At 73.2% G+C, this 20,414-nt stretch carries 12 protein-coding genes; 8 read left to right on the top strand and 4 right to left on the bottom strand.

What is annotated here, in order from left to right; translation table 11 throughout:
• Nucleotides 1–143: 143 nt before the first annotated feature.
• From OHS82_RS15675 to moeZ, 3 genes are all read left to right on the top strand, one after another.
• Nucleotides 144–1,106, top strand: coding sequence for an NAD-dependent epimerase/dehydratase family protein (locus OHS82_RS15675; RefSeq protein WP_057584321.1), 963 nt, complete (start codon nt 144–146; stop codon nt 1,104–1,106).
• A complete protein-coding gene (locus OHS82_RS15670; protein WP_057584320.1) occupies nt 1,094–1,852 on the top strand; it encodes a spherulation-specific family 4 protein in 759 nt (252 codons plus the stop codon). Before OHS82_RS15675 ends, OHS82_RS15670 begins: the two co-directional genes overlap by 13 nt.
• A gap of 63 nt (nt 1,853–1,915) precedes the next feature.
• The gene (moeZ, locus tag OHS82_RS15665) at nt 1,916–3,094 is read left to right on the top strand and encodes an adenylyltransferase/sulfurtransferase MoeZ (RefSeq protein WP_057584319.1); all 1,179 of its coding nucleotides are present in this window, start codon (nt 1,916–1,918) and stop codon (nt 3,092–3,094) included.
• A 113-nt stretch (nt 3,095–3,207) separates the two neighbouring features.
• On the opposite strand, the gene OHS82_RS15660 is transcribed toward moeZ, so the two are convergent.
• The 3 genes from OHS82_RS15660 to OHS82_RS15650 all read right to left on the bottom strand — a co-directional run bounded on the left by OHS82_RS15660 (nt 3,208) and on the right by OHS82_RS15650 (nt 9,415).
• Nucleotides 3,208–4,776: an alpha/beta hydrolase gene (locus OHS82_RS15660; protein WP_328434040.1), complete on the bottom strand. Its 1,569-nt coding sequence runs from the start codon at nt 4,774–4,776 to the stop codon at nt 3,208–3,210.
• Nucleotides 4,777–5,107: 331 nt separating this feature from the next.
• Nucleotides 5,108–6,652 (bottom strand): alpha/beta hydrolase, encoded by a 1,545-nt coding sequence (locus OHS82_RS15655; protein ID WP_057584317.1) that lies wholly within the window; start codon nt 6,650–6,652, stop codon nt 5,108–5,110.
• A 75-nt stretch (nt 6,653–6,727) separates the two neighbouring features.
• A complete protein-coding gene (locus tag OHS82_RS15650) occupies nt 6,728–9,415 on the bottom strand; it encodes a lysylphosphatidylglycerol synthase transmembrane domain-containing protein (protein ID WP_057584316.1) in 2,688 nt (895 codons plus the stop codon).
• 186 nt (nt 9,416–9,601) lie between these two features.
• On the opposite strand from OHS82_RS15650, the gene OHS82_RS15645 reads away from it, so the two are divergent.
• From OHS82_RS15645 to nudC, 5 genes are all read left to right on the top strand, one after another.
• Nucleotides 9,602–9,988 (top strand): MGMT family protein, encoded by a 387-nt coding sequence (locus OHS82_RS15645; RefSeq protein WP_057584315.1) that lies wholly within the window; start codon nt 9,602–9,604, stop codon nt 9,986–9,988.
• Nucleotides 9,989–10,254: 266 nt separating this feature from the next.
• Complete coding sequence (locus tag OHS82_RS15640; protein ID WP_328434039.1) at nt 10,255–13,602, top strand: ATP-dependent helicase; 3,348 nt, start codon at nt 10,255–10,257, stop codon at nt 13,600–13,602.
• Nucleotides 13,603–13,727: 125 nt separating this feature from the next.
• A complete protein-coding gene (locus OHS82_RS15635; RefSeq protein WP_057584313.1) occupies nt 13,728–17,399 on the top strand; it encodes a UvrD-helicase domain-containing protein in 3,672 nt (1,223 codons plus the stop codon).
• Between the two features lie 10 nt (nt 17,400–17,409).
• On the top strand, nt 17,410–18,822 hold the full coding sequence (locus OHS82_RS15630) for a dipeptidase (RefSeq protein WP_328434038.1): 1,413 nt from the start codon (nt 17,410–17,412) through the stop codon (nt 18,820–18,822).
• A gap of 152 nt (nt 18,823–18,974) precedes the next feature.
• On the top strand, nt 18,975–19,919 hold the full coding sequence (nudC, locus tag OHS82_RS15625) for an NAD(+) diphosphatase (protein ID WP_057584312.1): 945 nt from the start codon (nt 18,975–18,977) through the stop codon (nt 19,917–19,919).
• Between the two features lie 98 nt (nt 19,920–20,017).
• On the opposite strand, the gene OHS82_RS15620 is transcribed toward nudC, so the two are convergent.
• Nucleotides 20,018–20,260 (bottom strand): mycoredoxin, encoded by a 243-nt coding sequence (locus OHS82_RS15620; protein ID WP_057584311.1) that lies wholly within the window; start codon nt 20,258–20,260, stop codon nt 20,018–20,020.
• Between the last annotated feature and the right edge of the window lie 154 nt (nt 20,261–20,414).

Genomic DNA, 20,414 nt, shown 5'->3' with positions numbered 1-20,414 from the left:
GCACCCGCGGTCGCCGGCGCCCCCGTCCCGGCAACCCCCGTCCCGGCAACCCCCGTCCCGGCAACCCCCGTCCCGGCAGCCTCGATCCCCGCAGTCCCGGCCCCGGCGGCCCAGGCCACCGCCCACACCCCGGGAGCCGCACGATGAGGGTTCTGCTGATCGGAGCCAACGGCTACCTCGGCCGCTTCGTCGCCGACCGCCTGCTCGCCGACCCCGCCGTCCAGCTCACCGCGCTCGGCCGCGGCGACGACGCGGACGTCCGCTTCGACCTCGCGTCCGGCAGCCCCGGCGCGCTCACCCGCTTCCTCGACGCGGTCCACCCCCAGGTCGTCGTCAACTGCGCGGGCACCACCCGCGGCGGCGCCCGCGAACTCACCCGGCACAACACCGTCGCCGTCGCCACCGTCTGCGAGGCCCTGCGCCGCAGCGGCTGCGGCGCCCGGCTGGTCCAGGTCGGCTGCGGCGCCGAGTACGGCCCGAGCCAGCCCGGCTCCTCCACGGCCGAGGACGCCGTGCCCCGGCCGGGCGGCCCGTACGGCGTCAGCAAACTCGCCGCCACCGAACTCGTCCTCGGCTCCGGACTGGACGCCGTGGTGCTCCGGGTGTTCTCGCCGGCGGGCCCGGGCACGCCCGCCGGCTCCCCGCTGGGGCGCCTCGCCGAGGCCATGCGCCGCGCCATGCAGTCCGGCGACGGCGAGCTCAAGCTCGGCGGTCTCGGCGCGCAGCGGGACTTCATCGACGTCCGTGACGTGGCCCGAGCCGTGCACGCCGCCTCGCTCTCCGCCGCACAGGGCGTCATCAACATCGGCTCCGGGCGCGCCGTCCGGCTGCGCGACGCCGCGGCGATCCTCGCGCGGGTGGCCGGGTACGGCGGCGCCCTCCACGAACTCGACGGCTCGCCCGGCGGCCACCTGCGGGCCGCCATCGGCCACCCCCGCCTGGAGGCCGACCACGGCGGCCCGGTCGCGTATCCGTACCCCGACGGCTGCGGCAGCTGGCAGCAGGCCGACGTGCGCACCGCCCGTGACCGGCTCGGCTGGCGCCCCCGTATCAACCTCGAGGAGTCCCTCGCCGACATCTGGATGGAGGCGGCATGTCGTATCTGACCGGAACCCCGGCGGGCAGCGCGCACCCCGGCACCACCGACGTCCGCACCGGTCTCGGCGTCCCCGGCCTCGCGCATCCCCTGGTCGCGCCCGCCGAGTGGGGCGAACTCGCCCGGCCCGGGAGACCCCTGCACTGGGTCGCCCTCGACGTCTTCGACGGACCCGGCTCGCGCCCCGACCCGAGTTGTCTGGAATCCGCGGGCCGGCTGCGCAACGCGGGCATCCGCGTCCTCGGGCGGATCGACGCGCTGTACGGAACCCGCGCCTTCGCCGAGGTGATCTCCGAGGCACAGCGCTACCTCGACTGGTACCAGGTCGACGGCTTCCTCCTGGACCGCTGCCCAGCCGACCGCGCCACGCTGCCCGGGCTGCGCCGCACGGCCGGCGCGCTGCGCACGCTCCACGACGCACCCCACGTCGTCCTCGACCACGGAGTCCATCCGTACCCCGGCTACGCCGAGCTGGCCGACCAGTTGGTCACCTTCTCCGGCCCCTGGAGCGACTACCGCTGGTCGCAGGTGGCCGAGTGGACGGCGGAGCACCCGCCGGAGCGCTTCTGCCACTTCGTGCACGGCGTGCCGCGCGGGCATCTCGACGAGGCGCTGCGCATCGCCCGCTGGCAGGGGGCCTCGACGATCTGGTTCACGGACGGCACCGAACGCGGCTGCGCACGCGACGCCTGGGAGACCATGCCCGGTTACTGGGACGATATTGTCTCGCGGATCGGAACAGGTGTCTCGGAATGAAAATGGCCATGGCACTGTTACGGGGAGAACAACCGTCATGACTGACCGACCAACGGAGTCCCCGTGTCGCTGCCACCCCTGGTCGAGCCGGCCCCCGAGCTCACCGTAGACGAGGTCCGCAGGTACTCCCGCCACCTGATCATCCCCGACGTGGGGATGGACGGGCAGAAGCGGCTGAAGAACGCCAAGGTGCTCTGTGTGGGCGCCGGCGGCCTGGGCTCGCCGGCGTTGATGTACCTGGCCGCGGCGGGCGTGGGCACGCTCGGCATCGTGGAGTTCGACGAGGTCGACGAGTCGAACCTGCAGCGGCAGATCATCCACAGCCAGGCCGACATCGGCCGCTCCAAGGCCGAGTCCGCCCGTGACTCCGTCCTCGGCATCAACCCGTACGTCAACGTGGTCCTTCACGAAGAGCGGCTCGAGGCCGAGAACGTGATGGACATCTTCAGCCAGTACGACCTGATCGTCGACGGCACCGACAACTTCGCGACCCGTTACCTGGTCAACGACGCGTGCGTGCTGCTGAACAAGCCGTACGTGTGGGGTTCCATCTACCGCTTCGACGGTCAGGCGTCCGTCTTCTGGTCCGAGCACGGTCCCTGCTACCGCTGCCTGTACCCGGAGCCCCCGCCGCCGGGCATGGTCCCCTCCTGCGCCGAGGGCGGCGTGCTGGGCGTGCTGTGCGCGTCCATCGGGTCGATCCAGGTCAACGAGGCGATCAAGCTGCTCGCGGGCATCGGCGAGCCGCTGGTCGGCCGCCTGATGATCTACGACGCCCTGGAGATGCAGTACCGCCAGGTCAAGGTCCGCAAGGACCCCGACTGCGCGGTCTGCGGCGAGAACCCGACGGTGACCGAGCTCATCGACTACGAGGCCTTCTGCGGCGTCGTCTCCGAGGAGGCCCAGCAGGCGGCGGCCGGCTCGACGATCACTCCCAAGCAGCTCAAGGAGTGGATCGACGACGGCGAGAGCATCGAGATCATCGACGTCCGCGAGCCGAACGAGTACGAGATCGTCTCCATCCCGGGCGCCAAGCTCATCCCGAAGAACGAGTTCCTGATGGGCACCGCCCTGGAGGCCCTGCCGCAGGACAAGAGGATCGTCTTGCACTGCAAGACGGGTGTCCGCAGTGCGGAAGTCCTCGCCGTGCTGAAGTCCGCGGGCTTCTCCGACGCGGTGCACGTCGGCGGCGGCGTGATCGGCTGGGTCCACCAGATCGAACCGAGCAAGCCCGTCTACTGACCCGGGCGTTCGCCCGGCCCGGCAGGCCCGCCCGGCCCGGCAGGCCCACCGGGCCTCCCGACGGGATCGGCGGGGGTTTTGCGTACCAGGCGTGCGCGAAGCCCCCGCCGCCGTCATGAGCAGACCTTGCCGTCCCGCGGGACCACTCCCTTCAGCAGGTAGTCGTCCACCGTGGAGTCGACGCACGAGCTCCCGCTCCCGTACGCGATGTGCCCCTCGCCCTTCCAGGTGAGCAGCACGCCGACGCCCCGGCCGAGCTCGTCCGCCATCTTCCGCGCGCCCTCGTAGGGCGTCGCCGGGTCCCCGGTGGTGCCGACCAGCAGGATCGGCGCCGCGCCCGCCGCGCTCACCTCCGGGGTGTCGTACTGCCCGGCGACCGGCCAGTCGTGGCACCAGCCGGCCGTGTCCCAGGCGAGGAAGTCTCCGAATACGGGAGAGACCTTCTCGAACCGCGGCACCAGCAGCCTCGTCTCCTGTGCGGTGGGCCGCTGCCTGTCGTCCAGGCACGATATGACCCGTTGGGAGTGGGCCGTCGTGCCGTAACGCCCCGAGGAGTCACGCTCGTTGTAGCGGTCGGCGAGCCTCAGCAGCTGGGAGCCGTCCCCTGCCTGTGCGGCCTCCAGAGCGCTGGTGAGCCTCGGCCAGGCCGCCTCGCTGTACAACGGCAGGACGATGCCGATGACCGCGAGCGCCTGGGTCAGCTCCCGCCCGTCCGACCCGGGCAGCGGGTGGGCGTCCAGCCGGTCCAGCAGGGCCGCGATCCTCGTGCTGCCCGTCTCGGGGTTCTGGCCGGTCGAGGTGAGGTAGTCCGCCAGCGCCCGCTGGAAGCCGCGTGCCTGGTTCTCGGCGTGGCCGACCGCGTCGGCGCTCGGGTCGACGACCGCGTCGAGGGTGAGCCTGCCGACGTTCTGCGGGAACAAGTGGGCGTACACGCCGCCCAGTTCGGTGCCGTACGACATGCCGAAGTAGTGCATCTTCCGGTCGCCGAGCACCTGGCGCATCAGGTCCATGTCGCGGGCCGTGTCGGTGGTCGACACGTGGGCCAGCAGCGGGCCCGCGGCCTTGCGGCATCCCTCGCCGAAGGCGGCGGCGTCCTGGAAGAACGCCTGTTCCTCGGCCGGGGTGTCCGGGGTGGAGTCGAGGGACTCGGCGGCCTGGATGTCCTTGTCACTGCGGCAGCGGACGCCCTCGCTCGCGCCCACCCCGCGAGGGTCCCAGCTCACCAGGTCGTAGCGGTCGCGGAGCGAGGAGACCGTCGAGGCGTAGGAGGGGAGCATGGACACCCCCGAGGCGCCGGGGCCGCCGAAGTCGAACAGGAGGGAACCGATGCGGTCGCCACCCCCGGCGCGGGACTCGGCGCGCACGAGGGCGAGATCGATCGTAGGGCCGCCGGGTTTCGACCAGTCCAGCGGCGTTTTCAGCGTGGCGCACCGCCAGTCGTCGCCCGGAGCCGAGGAGTCCGCGGTGGGCCCGCACCGGCCCCAGTCGAGTTTCTGCCCGGTCAGTGCGGCGGGCAGGGCCGCCGAGGGTGCGGCCGGGGTCGGGGCGGAGCCCGCTGTGGGCCTGGTGTCGGCCGTACCGTCCCCGCCGGCCGCCCCGACGCCCGACGCGCCGCCGCTGCAGCCCGCAGCCAGCAGTGCGACGGCGGCTCCCCACGCCGTCCACCGTGCCGATCGCGCCATGCGCGCCTCCCCCCTCGCAGACCGTCCACGTTCGGCGGTGGACGGCTTTCAGGCCATGTTAGGCGTCCTGGGCCCAGGCCGTCCGAGCCTGTGGATAACCCTTTGACCTGCGAATACCGTGAGATCGGGCGCGGTATCGCGGTGGGCGCGATGGAGCCGGCGGGCCGTGTGGGCGCGGCAGGTGCGGCAGGTGTGGTGGAGCGGGCCGGCCGTGCGGCTACGGCGGGTGTGGGGGAGTCGACCGGCGTGGGAGTGCGGCGGGTGTGGGGGAGTCGACCGGCGTGGGAGTGCGGCGGGTGCGGGGTAGCCGATGCCCTGCGCGTCGCGGCCGTCAGGAACAGACGGTCCCGTCGGCCGGCGTCCTGCCGTTCAGCAGATAGCCGTCCACCGCCCGCTGCACGCACGGGCTGTCGCTGCCGTACGCGCCGTGGCCCTGTCCCTTGTACGTGAGCTCGACCCCGACTCCCCGGCCCAGCGCGTCTGCCATCTTCCGCGCCCCTTCGTAAGGGGTCGCCGGGTCGCCGGTGTTGCCCACCACGAGGATCGGCGCGGACCCGGGCGCGCTCACGTCCGGGTGATCGGCGGCCCCGGGCACGGCCCAGTCGGTGCAGCCGAGCATCGACCAGGCCATGAAGTCGCCGAAGAGCGCGGAGGCCGCACGGAACTCCGGCAGCCTCCTCTCCACGTAGGCGGTCGAGTAACGCGGCTTGTCGTCGGCGCAGTTGATGGAGACGTTGGCGGCCGCGATGTTGCTGTACTCGCCGTTCTCGCTGCGGCCGTTCATCAGGTCGGACAGCAGCATCAGAATCTGGCCGTCGCCGTCGTAGGCCTGTTCCAGGCCCTCGGTGAGGTACTCCCAGAAGTCCTTCGAGTACAGCGCCTGCGCGATGCCGTTGGTCGCGGCGCTCTGGGTCAGCGTGCGCGGGAAGATCCCCGGGATGGGCTTGGAGTCGAGGCGCTTCAGCAGCGCGGCGATGCGGGCCTCGACGTCCTGCGCGGTGTCTCCGACGGGACAGTCCTGTGTCTTCGACGTGCAGTCCTTCGCGAAGTTGTCGAGCGCGCGCTGGAAACCCCTGGCCTGCCCGAGCGAGCCCTGCTCGGAGGTCTGGGTCGGGTCGACGACCGCGTCGAAGACGGCTCGTCCCACCTTCTTCGGGAACAGATGGGCGTACACGCCGCCCAGCTCCGTGCCGTAGGAGATGCCGAAGTAGTGCAGCCGGTCGTCGCCGAGCACCTGGCGCATCAGGTCCATGTCGCGGGCCGCGTCGGTGGTCCGCACCCGCGGCAGCATCTTCTTCGAGTGCTTCTCGCAGGCCGCGTTGAACTTCCTGGTGTTGTCCAGCAGTGCGGTGCGCTCCGCGGCGTCGTCGGGGGTGGCGTCCTGCTGGAAGTACGCGTCGAGCTGCTGGTCGTCCTCGCAGTGCACGCCGGCACTGCGGCCCACCCCGCGCGGGTCGAAGCTGACGAGGTCGTACCGGGTGCGCAGGGTCGCGTACTCGTCGCCGAACGCTGGCAGCGTCGAGACGCCCGAGCCGCCGGGGCCGCCGAAGTTGAAGATCAGCGAGCCGATGCGCCGGCTCTCGGCGCCGCTCGTCCGGGCCCGGATCAGCGCGAGGTCGATCGTGTCGCCCTCGGGATCGTCCCAGTCGAGGGGAGCCTTCAGGGTGGCGCACTGCCACGGGTCGCCGTCCGGCAGCGGGGACGGCGCGCCGCCGCCGCCCTCGGACCGGGACGGGGCGGGACAGTCCTTCCAGCTCAGCTTCTGCCCCGTCAGATCCCCGGACGGTGCGTCCTGCGCACAGCCCGCCACCAGCGAGGACAGCAGCACGGCGGTGGCGGTCACGGCGGCAGCGCGCGGGCGGGAGGGGATCGGCATGATCCCATCCTGAGGTCGTGTGCGGGCACGCGCGCGGGGCGCGGGCCGTCCGGGGGTACGGCCGTCGGAGCCCGGCTAGAGGGCGCCCTTGCGGCTCAGATGGTTGAAGGCCAGCCAGCCGGGCAGCACCGGCAGCCACAGGGTCAGCAGCCGGAAGAGGAGCACCGCGGGAGCGGCGACCTCCTTGGGCAGACCCACCGCGATCAGGCCGACCGTCAGGGTCGCCTCGACCGCGCCGACTCCGCCGGGCGTCGGCGCCGCGGAGCCGAGCGCGTTGCCGGCGAGGAAGACGACGGCGACGCTCGCGATGCTGAGGGAGGTCGACTCGTCGCCGAACGCGCGGATCGACGCGTCCAGGCACATCACGAAGCAGGCGGTGAGCAGCAGCATGCCGCCGATGCCGGTGACCAGCTTCTGCGGCCGCTGCAGGACGTCCAGCATGCGCGGCACGACGCCCGCGAACAGCGACCGCACGCGCGTGGAGACGAACTTGCGCAGGAACGGCACCGACGTCACCACGAGCACGAGCACCGCGACCGTGAGCAGACCCGCGATGACCGTGCGGGACGGCGACAGCGACGGCGTCTTCTCGGTGCCGGTCAGATAGCCGAAGGACAGCAGCATCAGGATGTGGCAGCCGAGCCCGAAGAGCTGCGAGGCGCCGACGCTGGCCACCGCGAGTCCCGGCCGCACCCCCGCGCGCTGCAGGAAGCGCGTGTTGAGTGCGACGCCGCCGACCGCGGCCGGCGCGACGATCTTCACGAAGGACCCGGCGACCTGCGCGGCCACGGTCCGCGGGAACGGCACCCGCTCCGGCACGAACCCCAGCAGGCTCATCGCGGCGGCGACATAGCTCAACGCCGAGAACAGCACGGCCGCGGCGACCCAGCCCCATTCGGCGTTGGCGATCAGCGGGCCGAACTCGATGTGGGTGAGCTGGGTGAGCAGGAAGTACGCGCCGATGGCGCCGGCGATGAAGCTCATCAGGGTGCGCGGCCGCACCCGTTCCAGCCTGGCGGGCTCGACCGGCGCCTGGGGACGGATCAGCAGCACCTCGTGCCGGATCTGCGTCAGCAGGTCCTCCTCGCGGGCCCCCTCCAGCGCCTCGTCGATGGCCCGTTTCTCGGCCCGGGCCTCCGCGCGCACGGCCTTCTTGCCGGGCTTCTCCGCGACGACGGCCTCGGTGTCGGCCTCGGCGGCCTCGGCGCGGGCCTGCTTGTCCTGCTGGGAGGCTTCGAGGACGGCTTCCCGCTCGCGTTGCGCGCGCTCGCGTGCCAGTCGGCGCAGCGTCGCGCGCGTGGAGCGGGACAGGGCGATGGGCTGGAGCATCGGCAGACAGTCCGCGACCGCGTCCGGACCCAGCACGCCCACCGCGGAGGCAACCGCGCGCTCGGCGCCCACCCGCAGGCCCAGTGTCGTCACCAGCTGGGCGACGTCCATGCGCAGGAGCAGGTCGCCTGCCGCGATCTCGCCGCCGCGCAGATCGGTGAGGATCACCGTGCCGGAACGATCCACCAGAATCGCGTCACCGGCGAGCCGGCGGTGCGCGATGCGCCGTGACTGCAGGGCCCGCACCTGGTGCCAGGTGTTGCGCAGCAGGTCGTCGGTGATCTCCTCGTCCGCCAGCGAGTCGAGGGTGCGTCCGCCGGTGTGCTCGTAGACGAGGATCACCGCGTCGGGCCCCAGCTCGGAGGTCGCGATCAGTTTCGGCGCGTTGGCGCCGGCTGCGATGGCCGCGTAGGCGAGCAGCGCCTCCTGCTCCAGCGCCTGGCGCAGCGACTGCAGGCTGCTGCGGGTGGCGAAGCCGCGCAGGGCCAGATTGCGCCACGCGCGGTAGAAGAAGCCCTGGGCCTGCTGCTCTCGGTCGACGACCGTCACGTCCAGCGGAGGTCCGTCCTCCAGGGTGACGAAGTACCGTCTGCCCCGGTCGCCCTCCGCCGCGTCCGGCGTCTCCTCGCGGGAGGCGCTCACCGGACGGAACCCGACGTGCCGCAGGCCCGCCATGAGCGTCCGCCCGGTGGGCCGCACGTTCGGCGAGCCGACCGCGTACAGGGTGCCGTACGCGACCGTCCAGCCGATCAGCACCGTGAGGATGATCGAGAACGGCGTCGTGTACCCGGTGACGAGCATCGAGAAGGCGTCGAGGAGCAGCACGATCCACAACACCGAGCGCCAGCGCGGGCGACGCGACATGCCCACGGCCGTCATGTACGCGATGACGGGCGCGAGATAACCGTGCACCGGGTCGGTCAGGGCGTGGATGTCGCCGGGGGAGGGCTGGGTCAACGCCTCCTGGATGGAGCCCGGAGCGGCCTTGGCGACCCACAGGTCGGTGGCGAGCGTCACACCGTGCGCGAGGACCGCCGCGAGCACGCCGTCGGCGATGCGCAGCCCGTCCCGCTTGATCAGTCGCTCGATCGCGAACGCGACCGGGACCAGCAGGATCGCGATGCTGGAGGCCAGGCCGGCGATCTTGATGAGCAGGTCGGGCGCCTGTCCGGTGCCCTTGTTGATGTCCTGTTCGAGGCCCGACGTGGTTCCGTGGGCGAAGGCGGCGATGCCCAGGAGCACGATGACGGCGAGCACGCCGATCATCAGCCGCATCAGGTCGGAGGGGCGGTGCACGCGCGCGGGGAGCAGGGGTTCGTCACCCTCGACCTCGTCGATGTGCACCTCCTCCCGTTGCTCGCCGGGGATGTCCGGGCGCGGCGCGGCCTCAGAGGCGCCCTGCGCGTCCTCTGCGTGCACGCCCTGCTGCTTCATCGTCTCTTCTTGGTCTCGTATCACCGGTCACCGCCCGCACGATGGTGGCATGCCCCGCCGACACACGGGGGCATCAGGGTGCAAATGCGGGGGCGCACAGTCTGCCCGAAGCCTCGCCCGGGAGCGAGGGTCACACTGCGTCGCGAGCCCGTCGCATTGTCGGTGCGGTGGGGCAGGATGGGGCGGATGAGCGAGCAGAGCCTTCCGGACGACGCCCGCCCGGAGTACACGCAAGGGCTGCCGGAGTACGCCGAGCGGGTCCTCGAGGTCGCGGAGCTGATCCCGCCCGGGCGGGTCATGACGTACGGGGACGTCGCCGAGTGGCTGGAGGAGGGCGGTCCGAGGCAGGTCGGCCGGGTGATGGCCCTCTACGGCGGCGCCGTCCCATGGTGGCGTGTCGTGCGCGCGGACGGGGTGCTGCTCCCGGGACACGAGCTGCGGGCGCTCGAGCGCTACCGCACCGAGGGCACACCGCTGAAGGCGGCGAGCAGGGCCGCGGAAGGGCACGTCCCGCGTCTCGACATGAGACGGGCGCGGTGGGACGGCGGTGAACGCGCGACGGGTCACACCTGACAGCTTCCGCCATCGGACGGGGCCGGGGGGCGCCTGTGGCCCGTACGGGCGAAACAGTGCGTACAGGGCACGTCCGCGGCATGGCGTACGTTCATGGGGCGAGGGACGCCCGAGACGTGCGGGGCCCGAGGGAAGAAGCGGAAGCCATCCTTCCGGGCCGGTCGTCGGCGTAGCGTCGGCGGCACGCGTCCCTCTCATCCCGCGATCACCGCCCTTCCCGGGCGACGATCCGTCGACCAGCACACCCACCAGGACCGGCGAACCACGTGAGCACCTCTTCCTCCACCAGACGCCTGCCGCCCCACCAGGGGCGACAGGGGAACCGTGGCGCTTACCGACTGGTGCGTACCCCGCCCGCCCGGGTGGATCCCCCTCGTCTGGACGCCGCACAGCGCTCGGTGGTTGACCACGGCCCCGGCCCCCTGCTCGTCCTCGCGGGCCCGGGCACCGGGAAGACCACCACGCTCGTCGAGTCCGTGGCGGCCCGGATCGCCCGCGGCGGCGACCCCGCGCGCATCCTCGTCCTCACGTTCAGCCGCAAGGCGGCCGTGGAGCTGCGCGACCGGATGGCGCGGCGCATGGGCGCCGCCCGCGCGCCCCAGGCCACCACCTTCCACTCGTACTGCTACGCCCTCGTCCGCGCCCACCAGGACGCCGACCTGTTCGTGGAGCCGCTGCGGCTGCTCTCCGGACCCGAACAGGACGTGGCCGTCCGCGAACTGCTCGCCGGCCAGCTCGACCTGCAACGGCTCGGCCTCGCCCACGTGCGCTGGCCGGACGAACTGCGTGCCTGCCTCACCACCCGCGGCTTCGCCGACGAGGTCCGCGCGGTGCTGGCCCGCAGCCGCGAACTGGGCCTGGACCCGGCCTCCCTCGACGCGTTCGCCCACCGCATCGGGCGGCCCGACTGGCGTGCCGCGGCCGCCTTCCTCGCCGAGTACCTCGACGTGCTCGACCTGCACGGTGTGATCGACTACGCCGAACTCGTCCACCGCGCGGTGCTCCTCGCCCGGCGCGCCGAGGTCGCCGAGCGGCTGGCCGCGAGTTACGACGCCGTCTTCGTCGACGAGTACCAGGACACCGACCCTGCCCAGGTCCGGCTGCTGCACGCCCTCGCGGGCGGCGGCCGCACCCTCGTCGCCTTCGGCGACCCCGACCAGTCGATCTACACCTTCCGGGGCGCCGACGTGAACGGCATCCTGGAGTTCCCGCACGCCTTCTCCCGCCCGGACGGCCGTCCCGCCCCCGTCGAGGTGCTGCGCACCTCCCGGCGCTCCGGCGCGGCCCTGCTGGCCGCCACCCGGCTGCTGACGCAGCGGATGCCGCTGACCCGGCTGCCGTCCGAGAAGGTCCGCGCCCACCGCGACCTGAGCGCCGCACGCGACGGCGGCAGGGTCGAGGTCTACACGTATCCGACGCCCGGCACCGAACTGGACAACGTCGCCGACATCCTGCGCCGCGCCCACCTGGAGGACGGCGTGCCCTGGGGCGAGATGGCCGTCCTGGTGCGCGCCGGCTCGCGCACGATCCCGACGGTCCGCCGCGCCCTCACCGCCGCCGGCGTCCCCCTCGACATCGACGGCGACGACCTCCCCCTGCGCCACGAACCCGCGGTGGCGCCGCTGCTGGCGGCCCTGCGTGCGGTGGCCACGGCGGAGGCCTCCGCGGCGGCGCCGGCCGAGGACGCGCGCGGCACGGGGTCCGAGACCGCGACGGCCGACGCGACCGAGCGGACCCCCGGCTGGCTCGACACCGAAACCGCCCTCACCCTGCTGGCCTCACCCCTCGCCGGCATGGACGCCGCCGATCTGCGCCGCCTCGGCCGGGCCCTGCGCGAGGAGGAACGGGCCGCGGGCAACCCGCTGCCGCCGCCCTCCGACGAACTGCTCACACGCGCCCTGGCCGAGCCGGAACGCCTCGTCGCCCACGACCCGACCTACGCGCGCGGCGCCCAGCGCCTCGGCGCGCTGCTGGCGACGGCCCGCGCGGGGCTCGCGCGCGGCGGTACGGCCGAGGAAGCGCTGTGGGAACTCTGGGACGGGACGCCCTGGCCCACGCGCCTGGAGCGCGCCGCCCGGCGCGGCGGCGCGGCGGGCCGCAACGCCGACCGCGACCTGGACGCGGTGTGCGCGCTGTTCGCCACCGCCGCGCGCGCGGAGGAACGCACCGGCGGTCGGGGCGCACTGAACTTCCTGGCCGAGATCGAGGCCGAGGACATCGCCGCCGACACCCTCGCCCGCCGTGCCGTGCGCCCCGACGCCGTACGCCTGATGACGGCCCACCGCGCCAAGGGCCTGGAATGGAGTCTGGTCGTCGTGGCCGGCGTCCAGGAAGGCCTGTGGCCGGACCTGCGCCGCCGCGGCTCCCTCCTGGAGGCCGACCGCATCGGACGCGACGGACTGGCCGAACCCCTCACCCCGGGCGCGCTGCTCGCAGAGGAACGCCGCCTCTTCTACGTCGCCGCCACACGCGCGAGGGACCGTCTCGTCGTCACCGCCGTCAAAGCGCCCGCCGACGACGGCGACCAGCCCTCCCGGTTCCTCACCGAGCTCGGCGCCGAACCCAAGGACGTGACCGGCCGCCCCCGCCGGCCCCTGTCGGTCGCCGCGCTGGTCGCCGAACTGCGCGCCACCACGGTCGACCCGCGCGTCTCCGCACCCCTCAGGGAGGCGGCCGCCCGCCGCCTCGCCCGGCTCGCCGCCCTCGCGGACGAGGAGGGCCGGCCCCTGGCGCCCGCCGCCCACCCGCACCGCTGGTGGGGCATGTTCGAGCCGACCGAGAGCAAGGTGCCGCTGCGCGACCGCGAGCAGCCCGTCGTGCTCTCCGGCAGCGCCCTCGACCAGCTCGCCAACACCTGCGCCCTGCAGTGGTTCCTGGGCCGCGAGGTGAAGGCCGACGCGCCCGCCACGGCCGCCCAGGGCTTCGGCAACGTGGTGCACGTCCTCGCCGACGAGGTCGCCTCCGGGCACACGCCGGCCGACCTCGACGTCCTCATGGAGCGCCTCGACTCCGTGTGGAACGCCCTCGCCTTCGACGCCCCGTGGAAGTCCACCCAGGAGAAGGCGCACGCACGCGTGGCGCTCGAACGCTTCCTCCAGTGGCATGTGATGGACCGCACCGGCCGCACACCGGTCGCCAGCGAGCACGACTTCGACGTCACGCTGGAAGCAGGCGACTACGAGGTCCGCATCCGCGGCCAGATGGACCGCGTCGAGGCGGACGGCGACGGCCGCGCCTACGTCGTCGACTTCAAGACGGGCAAGCAGACGCCCACCGCGCGCGAGGTCGAGCGCCACCCCCAGCTCGCCGTCTACCAGCTCGCGGTCCGTGAAGGAGCCGTCGACGACGCCTTCGACGGGGTACGCCCCGAACCGGGCGGCGCCGAACTCGTCCAACTGCGCCAGGGCGCCGCCCAGCGGGACGGCGGCGACGCGCTGCCCAAGGTGCAGGCGCAGGAGCCGCTGGAAGGCGAATGGGTCGGCGACCTCCTCGCCACGGCCGCCGGCAAGGTCCTCGACGAGCGGTTCACCCCCACCGCCGGCCAGCAGTGCACCCACTGCGCCTTCCGCGCCTCGTGCAGCGCCCGGCCCGAGGGGCGCCACGTCGTCGAGTGAGGGGCGGACCGGGGCCGGGCGGGGCAGCGGTGTGACGGACCGCACCACCCGTGCTGACCTGCACGCATCTCCCCGGGGCGGGTGATTTGTCATCGCCTGTCAGTGCCCGCCGCTAGCCTCTCCCCATGCCCGCCCGTATCAACGATCCCGAGCAGCTCAAGGAGCTCCTCGGGATCCCCTTCACCCCGGAGCAGACGGCCTGCATCATCGCGCCGCCCGCCCCGCAGGTGATCGTGGCCGGAGCCGGGTCGGGCAAGACCACGGTGATGGCCGCACGCGTGGTGTGGCTGGTCGGCACCGGCCAGGTCGCCCCCGAACAGGTCCTCGGCCTGACCTTCACCAACAAGGCGGCCGGAGAACTCGCCGAACGCGTCCGCAAGGCCCTGGTCAGGGCCGGCGTCACCGACCCCGACGTCATCGACCCCGACAACCCGCCGGGCGAGCCGGTCATCTCCACCTACCATGCGTTCGCGGGCCGCCTCCTCGCCGACCACGGCCTGCGCATCGGCCTGGAACCGACCTCCCGCCTGCTCGCCGACGCCACCCGCTACCAGCTCGCCGCGCGCGTGCTGCGCGAGGCCCCGGGCCCCTACCCGTCGCTCACCCGCTCCTTCGCCGACCTGATCAGCGACCTCCTCGCGCTCGACGGCGAACTCGCCGAACACCTCGTGCGCCCCGAGGACCTGCGCGCCCGGGACGCGGAACTGCTGCACGCCCTCGACGGCGTCAGACTCACCAACGCCGACCTGCGCAAGGTCCCCGAAGCGGCCGCCGCCCGACGCGAACTGGCCGACCTGGTGCTGCGCTACCGCGCCGCCAAGCGCGAACGCGACCTGCTCGACTTCGGCGACCAGATCGCCCTGGCGGCCCGGCTCGCCCAGGTGCCCGAGGTGGGCCCGCTCCTGCGCGAGGAGTTCCGCGTCGTCCTCCTCGACGAGTACCAGGACACGTCCGTCGCCCAGCGTGTGCTCCTCGCCGGACTCTTCGGCGCCGGCACCGGTCACCCCGTGACCGCTGTCGGCGACCCCTGCCAGGCCATCTACGGCTGGCGCGGCGCCTCCGTCGCCAACCTCGACGACTTCCCGGAGCACTTCGCGCACGCCGACGGCAGCAGGGCGCGCCGCCAGTCGCTCAGCGAGAACCGCCGCAGCGGCGGCCGCCTCCTGGACCTCGCCAACGGCCTCGCCGAGCCGCTGCGCGCCATGCACGCGGGCGTGGAGGCCCTGCGCCCGGCTCCCGGAGCCGAACGCGACGGCGTGGTCCGCTGCGCCCTGCTGGCCACCCACGCCGAGGAGATGGACTGGCTCGCCGACTCCATCGCCCATCTGGTGCGCACCGGCAAGGCGCCCGGTGAGATCGCCGTCCTGTGCCGGACGGCCACCGACTTCGCGCAGATCCAGGGCGCGCTGGTCGCCCGGGACGTCCCCGTCGAGGTCGTCGGACTGTCCGGTCTGCTGCACCTGCCCGAGGTGGCCGACCTGGTCGCCGTCTGCGAGGTCCTGCAGGACCCCGGCGCCAACGCCTCCCTGGTCCGCCTGCTCACCGGCCCCCGCTGGCGCATCGGACCACGCGACCTCGCCCTCCTCGGCCGACGGGCCCGGCGGCTCGTCAGCCACGCGCGCGGGGGCGACGACGACCCGGACCGACGCCTCGCCGAGGCCGTCGAGGGGGTCGACCCCTCCGAGGTGATATCGCTCGCCGACGCCCTCGACACCTTCCTCGAGACGCCGCTGTACGGCGGCGACGGCGGGGACGACGACGGGCTGCCGTTCTCGCCGGACGCGCGCGTGCGGTTCGCGCGCCTCGCCGCCGAACTGCGCGACCTGCGCCGCTCCCTCGCCGACCCCCTCATGGACGTCCTGCACCGCGTCCTCGCCGTCACCGGCCTCGAAGTCGAACTCTCGGCGTCCCCGCACGCCCTGGCCGCCCGCCGCAGGGAGACGCTGTCCAACTTCCTCGACATCGCCGCCTCCTTCGCCGCCGGCGAGAGCGAGGCGCGCCTCCTGGCCTTCCTCGGCTTCCTGCACACCGCCGCCCAGTACGAGAAGGGCCTCGACAACGCCCTCCCGGGCGGCGAGAACACCGTCAAGGTGCTCACCGCGCACAAGTCCAAGGGCCTCGAGTGGGACGTGGTGGCCGTCCCCGGCCTGGTCGGCGGAACCTTCCCCAGCGGTCAGGGCCGCGAGAAGTGGACCGCGCAGGCCAAGGTGCTGCCGCACGCACTGCGCGGCGACGCCGACACCCTCCCCGACCTCGCCTCCTGGGACGCGCGGGGCATGAAGGCCTTCCACGAAGCCATGAAGGACCACCAGCACACCGAGGAACTCCGCCTCGGCTACGTCACCTTCACCCGCCCGCGGTCCCTGCTCCTCGGCTCCGGCCACTGGTGGGGCCCCGCCCAGAAGAAGCCCCGCGGCCCGTCCGACTTCCTGCTGGCCCTGCACGACCACTGCGCGGCCGGACACGGCGAGATCGAGGTCTGGGCCGACCCGCCGGAGGAGGACGAGGAGAACCCCGCCCTGCACCGCGCGAGCGCCGACCAGGTCTGGCCGCTCCCGCTGGACGACGCGGCCCTGGCCCGCCGCCGCTCCGCCGCCGAGACCGTCCTCGCCCATCTGGAGGACCTCGAACACCTCGCCGCGCACGAGGACGCCCGCCCCCGTGCCGTCCACGACCCGGACGCCCACGACGACCCCGACTGGCCGCCCCCACCGGACGACGACGAGCCGCCCCACGACGAGCCGCCCCGCGACGAGGACGACCCTTTCGGAGCCGACCCCTTCGACACGGACCCTTTCGACACGGATCCTTTCGACACGGACCCCTTCGACCGAGGCCCACTCGAGGACGGGTCCTCGGGTGACGCCTCCCACGACGCCCCGCCGGCCGAGGGCCGCCCTGGCGACCCCTCGGACCGGCACGGACGGAGCCCGGCCGGTACCCCCGTCCGTCCCGCCGTCCGCCCCTCGGTCCCCCATCAGGGGACGGCCCCGGACGCGCCCAGGGTCCGCCCGCCCCGCACCTCCCTCACCCCGGAGGAGGCCCGCACCGTCGCCTCCTGGGACCGCGACCTCGACGCGCTCGCCGGGGAACTCCTGCGCGCCCGCCGGACCGTCACCGACGTGCCCCTGCCGACGACCCTGACCGCCTCGCAGGTCCTGCGCCTGGCCGCCGACCCGGACGGTCTCGCGCAGGAACTCGCGCGCCCCATGCCACGCCCCCCGCAACCGGCCGCACGTCGGGGCACCCGGTTCCACGCCTGGGTGGAGGCCCGCTTCGAGGAGTTGACGCTCCCCCTGCTGGAACCCGACGAACTGCCCGGCCACGACGCCGAGATCGACGACGAACACGACCTCGAAGTCCTCAAGGAGGCCTTCGAACGCACCGAGTACGCCCACCGCACGCCCTACCGCGTCGAGGCCCCCTTCCAGCTCGCCCTCGCCGGCCGCGTCGTCCGGGGCCGCATCGACGCCGTCTACAAGGAGGGCGACGGCGACTCGGCCACGTACGACATCGTCGACTGGAAGACCCACCGAGCCCGTACGGCGGACCCCCTCCAGCTCGCCCTCTACCGGCTCGCCTGGGCCGAGCAGCAGGGAGTGCCCGTGGAATCCGTCACAGCGGCCTTCCTGTATGTGCGCACCGGCGACGTCGTACGTCCCGAGGGGCTGCCCGACCGGCCCGCCCTGGAGCGCCTGTTGACCGGGAAGGATGGCGCGGGAGACGGCAGCGACGGACCGGCCGGACGCGTCGGCCCCGCACCAGGGCCCGGCGAGGACGCCGGTGCGGGCCGATAGGCTCGTGGCCATGAGCCATCCCGTTGACAGTGCCGTCAGCGCCGTCCGCACGTACGTCGAGCGGCATCGCGCCGCCTTCCTCGACGACCTCGCCGAATGGCTGCGCATCCCGTCGGTGTCGGCACAGCCCGACCACGCCCCCGACGTACGGCGCAGCGCGGACTGGCTCGCGGCCAAGCTCCTGGAGACCGGCTTCCCGACCGCCGAGGTCTGGCCGACGCCGGGCGCGCCGGCCGTCTTCGCGGAGTGGCCCTCGGGTGACCCGCAGGCGCCCACCGTCCTGGTCTACGGCCACCACGACGTGCAGCCCGCAGCCCGTGAGGACGGCTGGGACACCGACCCGTTCGAGCCCGTCGTCCGCGGAAACCGCCTCCACGCGCGCGGGGCGGCCGACGACAAGGGGCAGGTCTTCTTCCACACCCTCGGTGTCCTCGCCCACCTCGCCGCCACCGGCCGCACCGCGCCGGCCGTCAACCTCAAGCTGCTGATCGAGGGCGAGGAGGAGTCCGGCTCCCCGAACTTCCGGGCCCTCGTGGAGGAGCGGGCCGGGCGGCTCACCGCGGACGCCGTGATCGTCTCCGACACCGGCATGTGGTCCGAGGACACCCCCACGGTGTGCACCGGGATGCGCGGCCTCGCCGAATGCGAGATCCGGTTCCTCGGCCCTGACCAGGACATCCACTCCGGCTCCTTCGGCGGGGCGGTGCCCAACCCGGCGACCGCGATCGCCCGCCTCGTCACCGCCCTGCACGACGAACACGCGCGCGTGGCCGTCCCCGGCTTCTACGACGGCGTCGTCGAGCTCACCGATCGCGAGCGACAGCTCTTCGCCGAACTGCCCTTCGACGAGGACCAGTGGCTGCGCACCGCGCGGTCGCACGCCTCCCACGGCGAGGCCGGGCACACCACCCTGGAACGGATCTGGGCCCGCCCCACGGCCGAGGTCAACGGCATCGGCGGCGGCTACCAGGGACCCGGCAGCAAGACGATCATCCCGTCCTCGGCGTTCGTGAAGCTGTCCTTCCGGCTCGTCGCCGGCCAGGACCCCGACCATGTCGAGAAGGCCGTCCGCGCCTGGGTCGCCGAGCAGGCTCCCGCCGGCATCCGCTACGAGATCGCGTTCAGCCCCGCCACGCGCCCCTGCCTGACCCCGCTGGACCACCCGGCCCTGCAGTCCGTGGTCCGCGCCATGGGCCTGGCCTTCGACAAGCCCGTCCGCTTCACCCGTGAGGGAGGCTCGGGACCGGCCGCCGACCTGCAGGAGGTCCTTGGCGCCCCCGTGCTCTTCCTGGGCATCTCCGTCCCCTCGGACGGCTGGCACGCGCCCAACGAGAAGGTCGAGCTGGACCTCCTCCTCAAGGGCGTCGAGACCACCGCGTACCTCTGGAGCGACCTCGCCGCGCACTGGCGTCATGCGCCCTGACGACCCCGACCGGCCCGGAGGGGACACGCGCGCGGTGCACACTGAAGGAGCCGCCCCGCAGCACGCCGCCCCACGGCCGGTCGCCCCCCTCCGTACGTCCCGCTGAACCGCCCGCAGAAACAACCGTTCCACCGGGGGAGTTGGAAGTACCCGTGACCACCTGGACCGACCAGAACGCCGATCGACCCATCTCGCTCACCGCGCCGAGCGGCGTGGACCGGGCCGCCCACCACCGGCTCGACGAGGCCTGGCTCGCCGCGGCGTGGAGCCACCCCACGACCCGCTGCTTCGTCGTCTCCGGAGGCCAGGTCCTCATCGACGAGACGTCCGACGGCCACACCGAGCTCGTCATGACCCCGTCCTTCGAGGCGCCCCTCACCGAGGCCCACCGCTACTTCCTGGGGACGGACGAGGACGGCGTCAGCTACTTCGCCCTCCAGAAGGACACCTTGCCCGGCCGGATCGACCAGTCCGCGCGCCCGGCCGGTCTGCGCGAGGCGGGTCTGCTGCTGTCGCCGCGCGACGTGGGCCTGATGGTGCACGCCGTGGGTCTGGAGAACTGGCAGCGCACCCACCGCTTCTGCTCCCGCTGCGGTGAGCGCACGGTGATCGCCGCGGCCGGGCACATCCGCCGCTGCCCCGCCTGCGGCGCCGAGCACTACCCGCGCACCGACCCGGCGGTGATCATGGCCGTCACCGACGAGGAGGACCGCATCCTCCTGGGCCGCCAGGTCCACTGGCCCGAGGGTCGTTTCTCGACCCTCGCCGGTTTCGTCGAGCCCGGCGAGTCCATCGAGCAGTCCGTGCGCCGCGAGGTCTTCGAGGAGGCCGGCGTGACGGTCGGCCAGGTCGAGTACGTCGCCAGCCAGCCCTGGCCCTTCCCGTCCAGTCTCATGCTCGGCTTCATGGCCCGTGCCACGTCCACCGACATCGACGTCGACGGCGACGAGATCCATGAGGCCCGCTGGTTCTCCCGTGACGAGCTCGGCGCCGCCTTCGAGTCCGGCGATGTGCTGCCCCCCTACGGGATCTCCATCGCGGCCCGCCTGATCGAGCTCTGGTACGGCAAGCCGCTGCCGACGCGCAACCTCGTCTGACCCCGACCGCCCGACCACGACCGCCCGGGCCCGCCCGGCACGTCGAAGGGGTGGCCGTCCCGCACCGGGACGGCCACCCCTTCGACGTGAGGGACCGCTTACGCGCCGATCTTCTGCTTCACCTGGGCCAGCGAGGGGTTCGTCAGCGTCGAACCGTCGGGGAACAGAACGGTCGGCACCGTCTGGTTTCCGCCATTCGCCTTCTCCACGAACGCCGCGGAATCCGGGTCCTGCTCGATGTTGATCTCGGTGTACGCGATGCCCTCGCGCTCCAGCTGCTTCTTCAGCCGCTGGCAGTAGCCGCACCACGTGGTGCTGTACATCGTCACAGTGCCCAGCATGTCTCTCATGCTCCTTCGGCGGTCGGGGGACGGGCGGTCCTCAGGGCAACGCCGCTGACGGGGCCGCCATTCCCCGGTGGTGACGTCCACCCCATTAGTACGACCGCGGGGGCCCGCCTGTGGACAACCGTCCCGTCCGTCTCCGCCGACCTGG

It is taken from the genome of Streptomyces sp. NBC_00425 (assembly GCF_036030735.1).
Classification (GTDB): Bacteria; Actinomycetota; Actinomycetes; order Streptomycetales; family Streptomycetaceae; genus Streptomyces.
The sequence above is the reverse complement of the archived record's forward strand: the minus strand, read 5'-3'. Positions and strand labels throughout refer to the sequence as shown.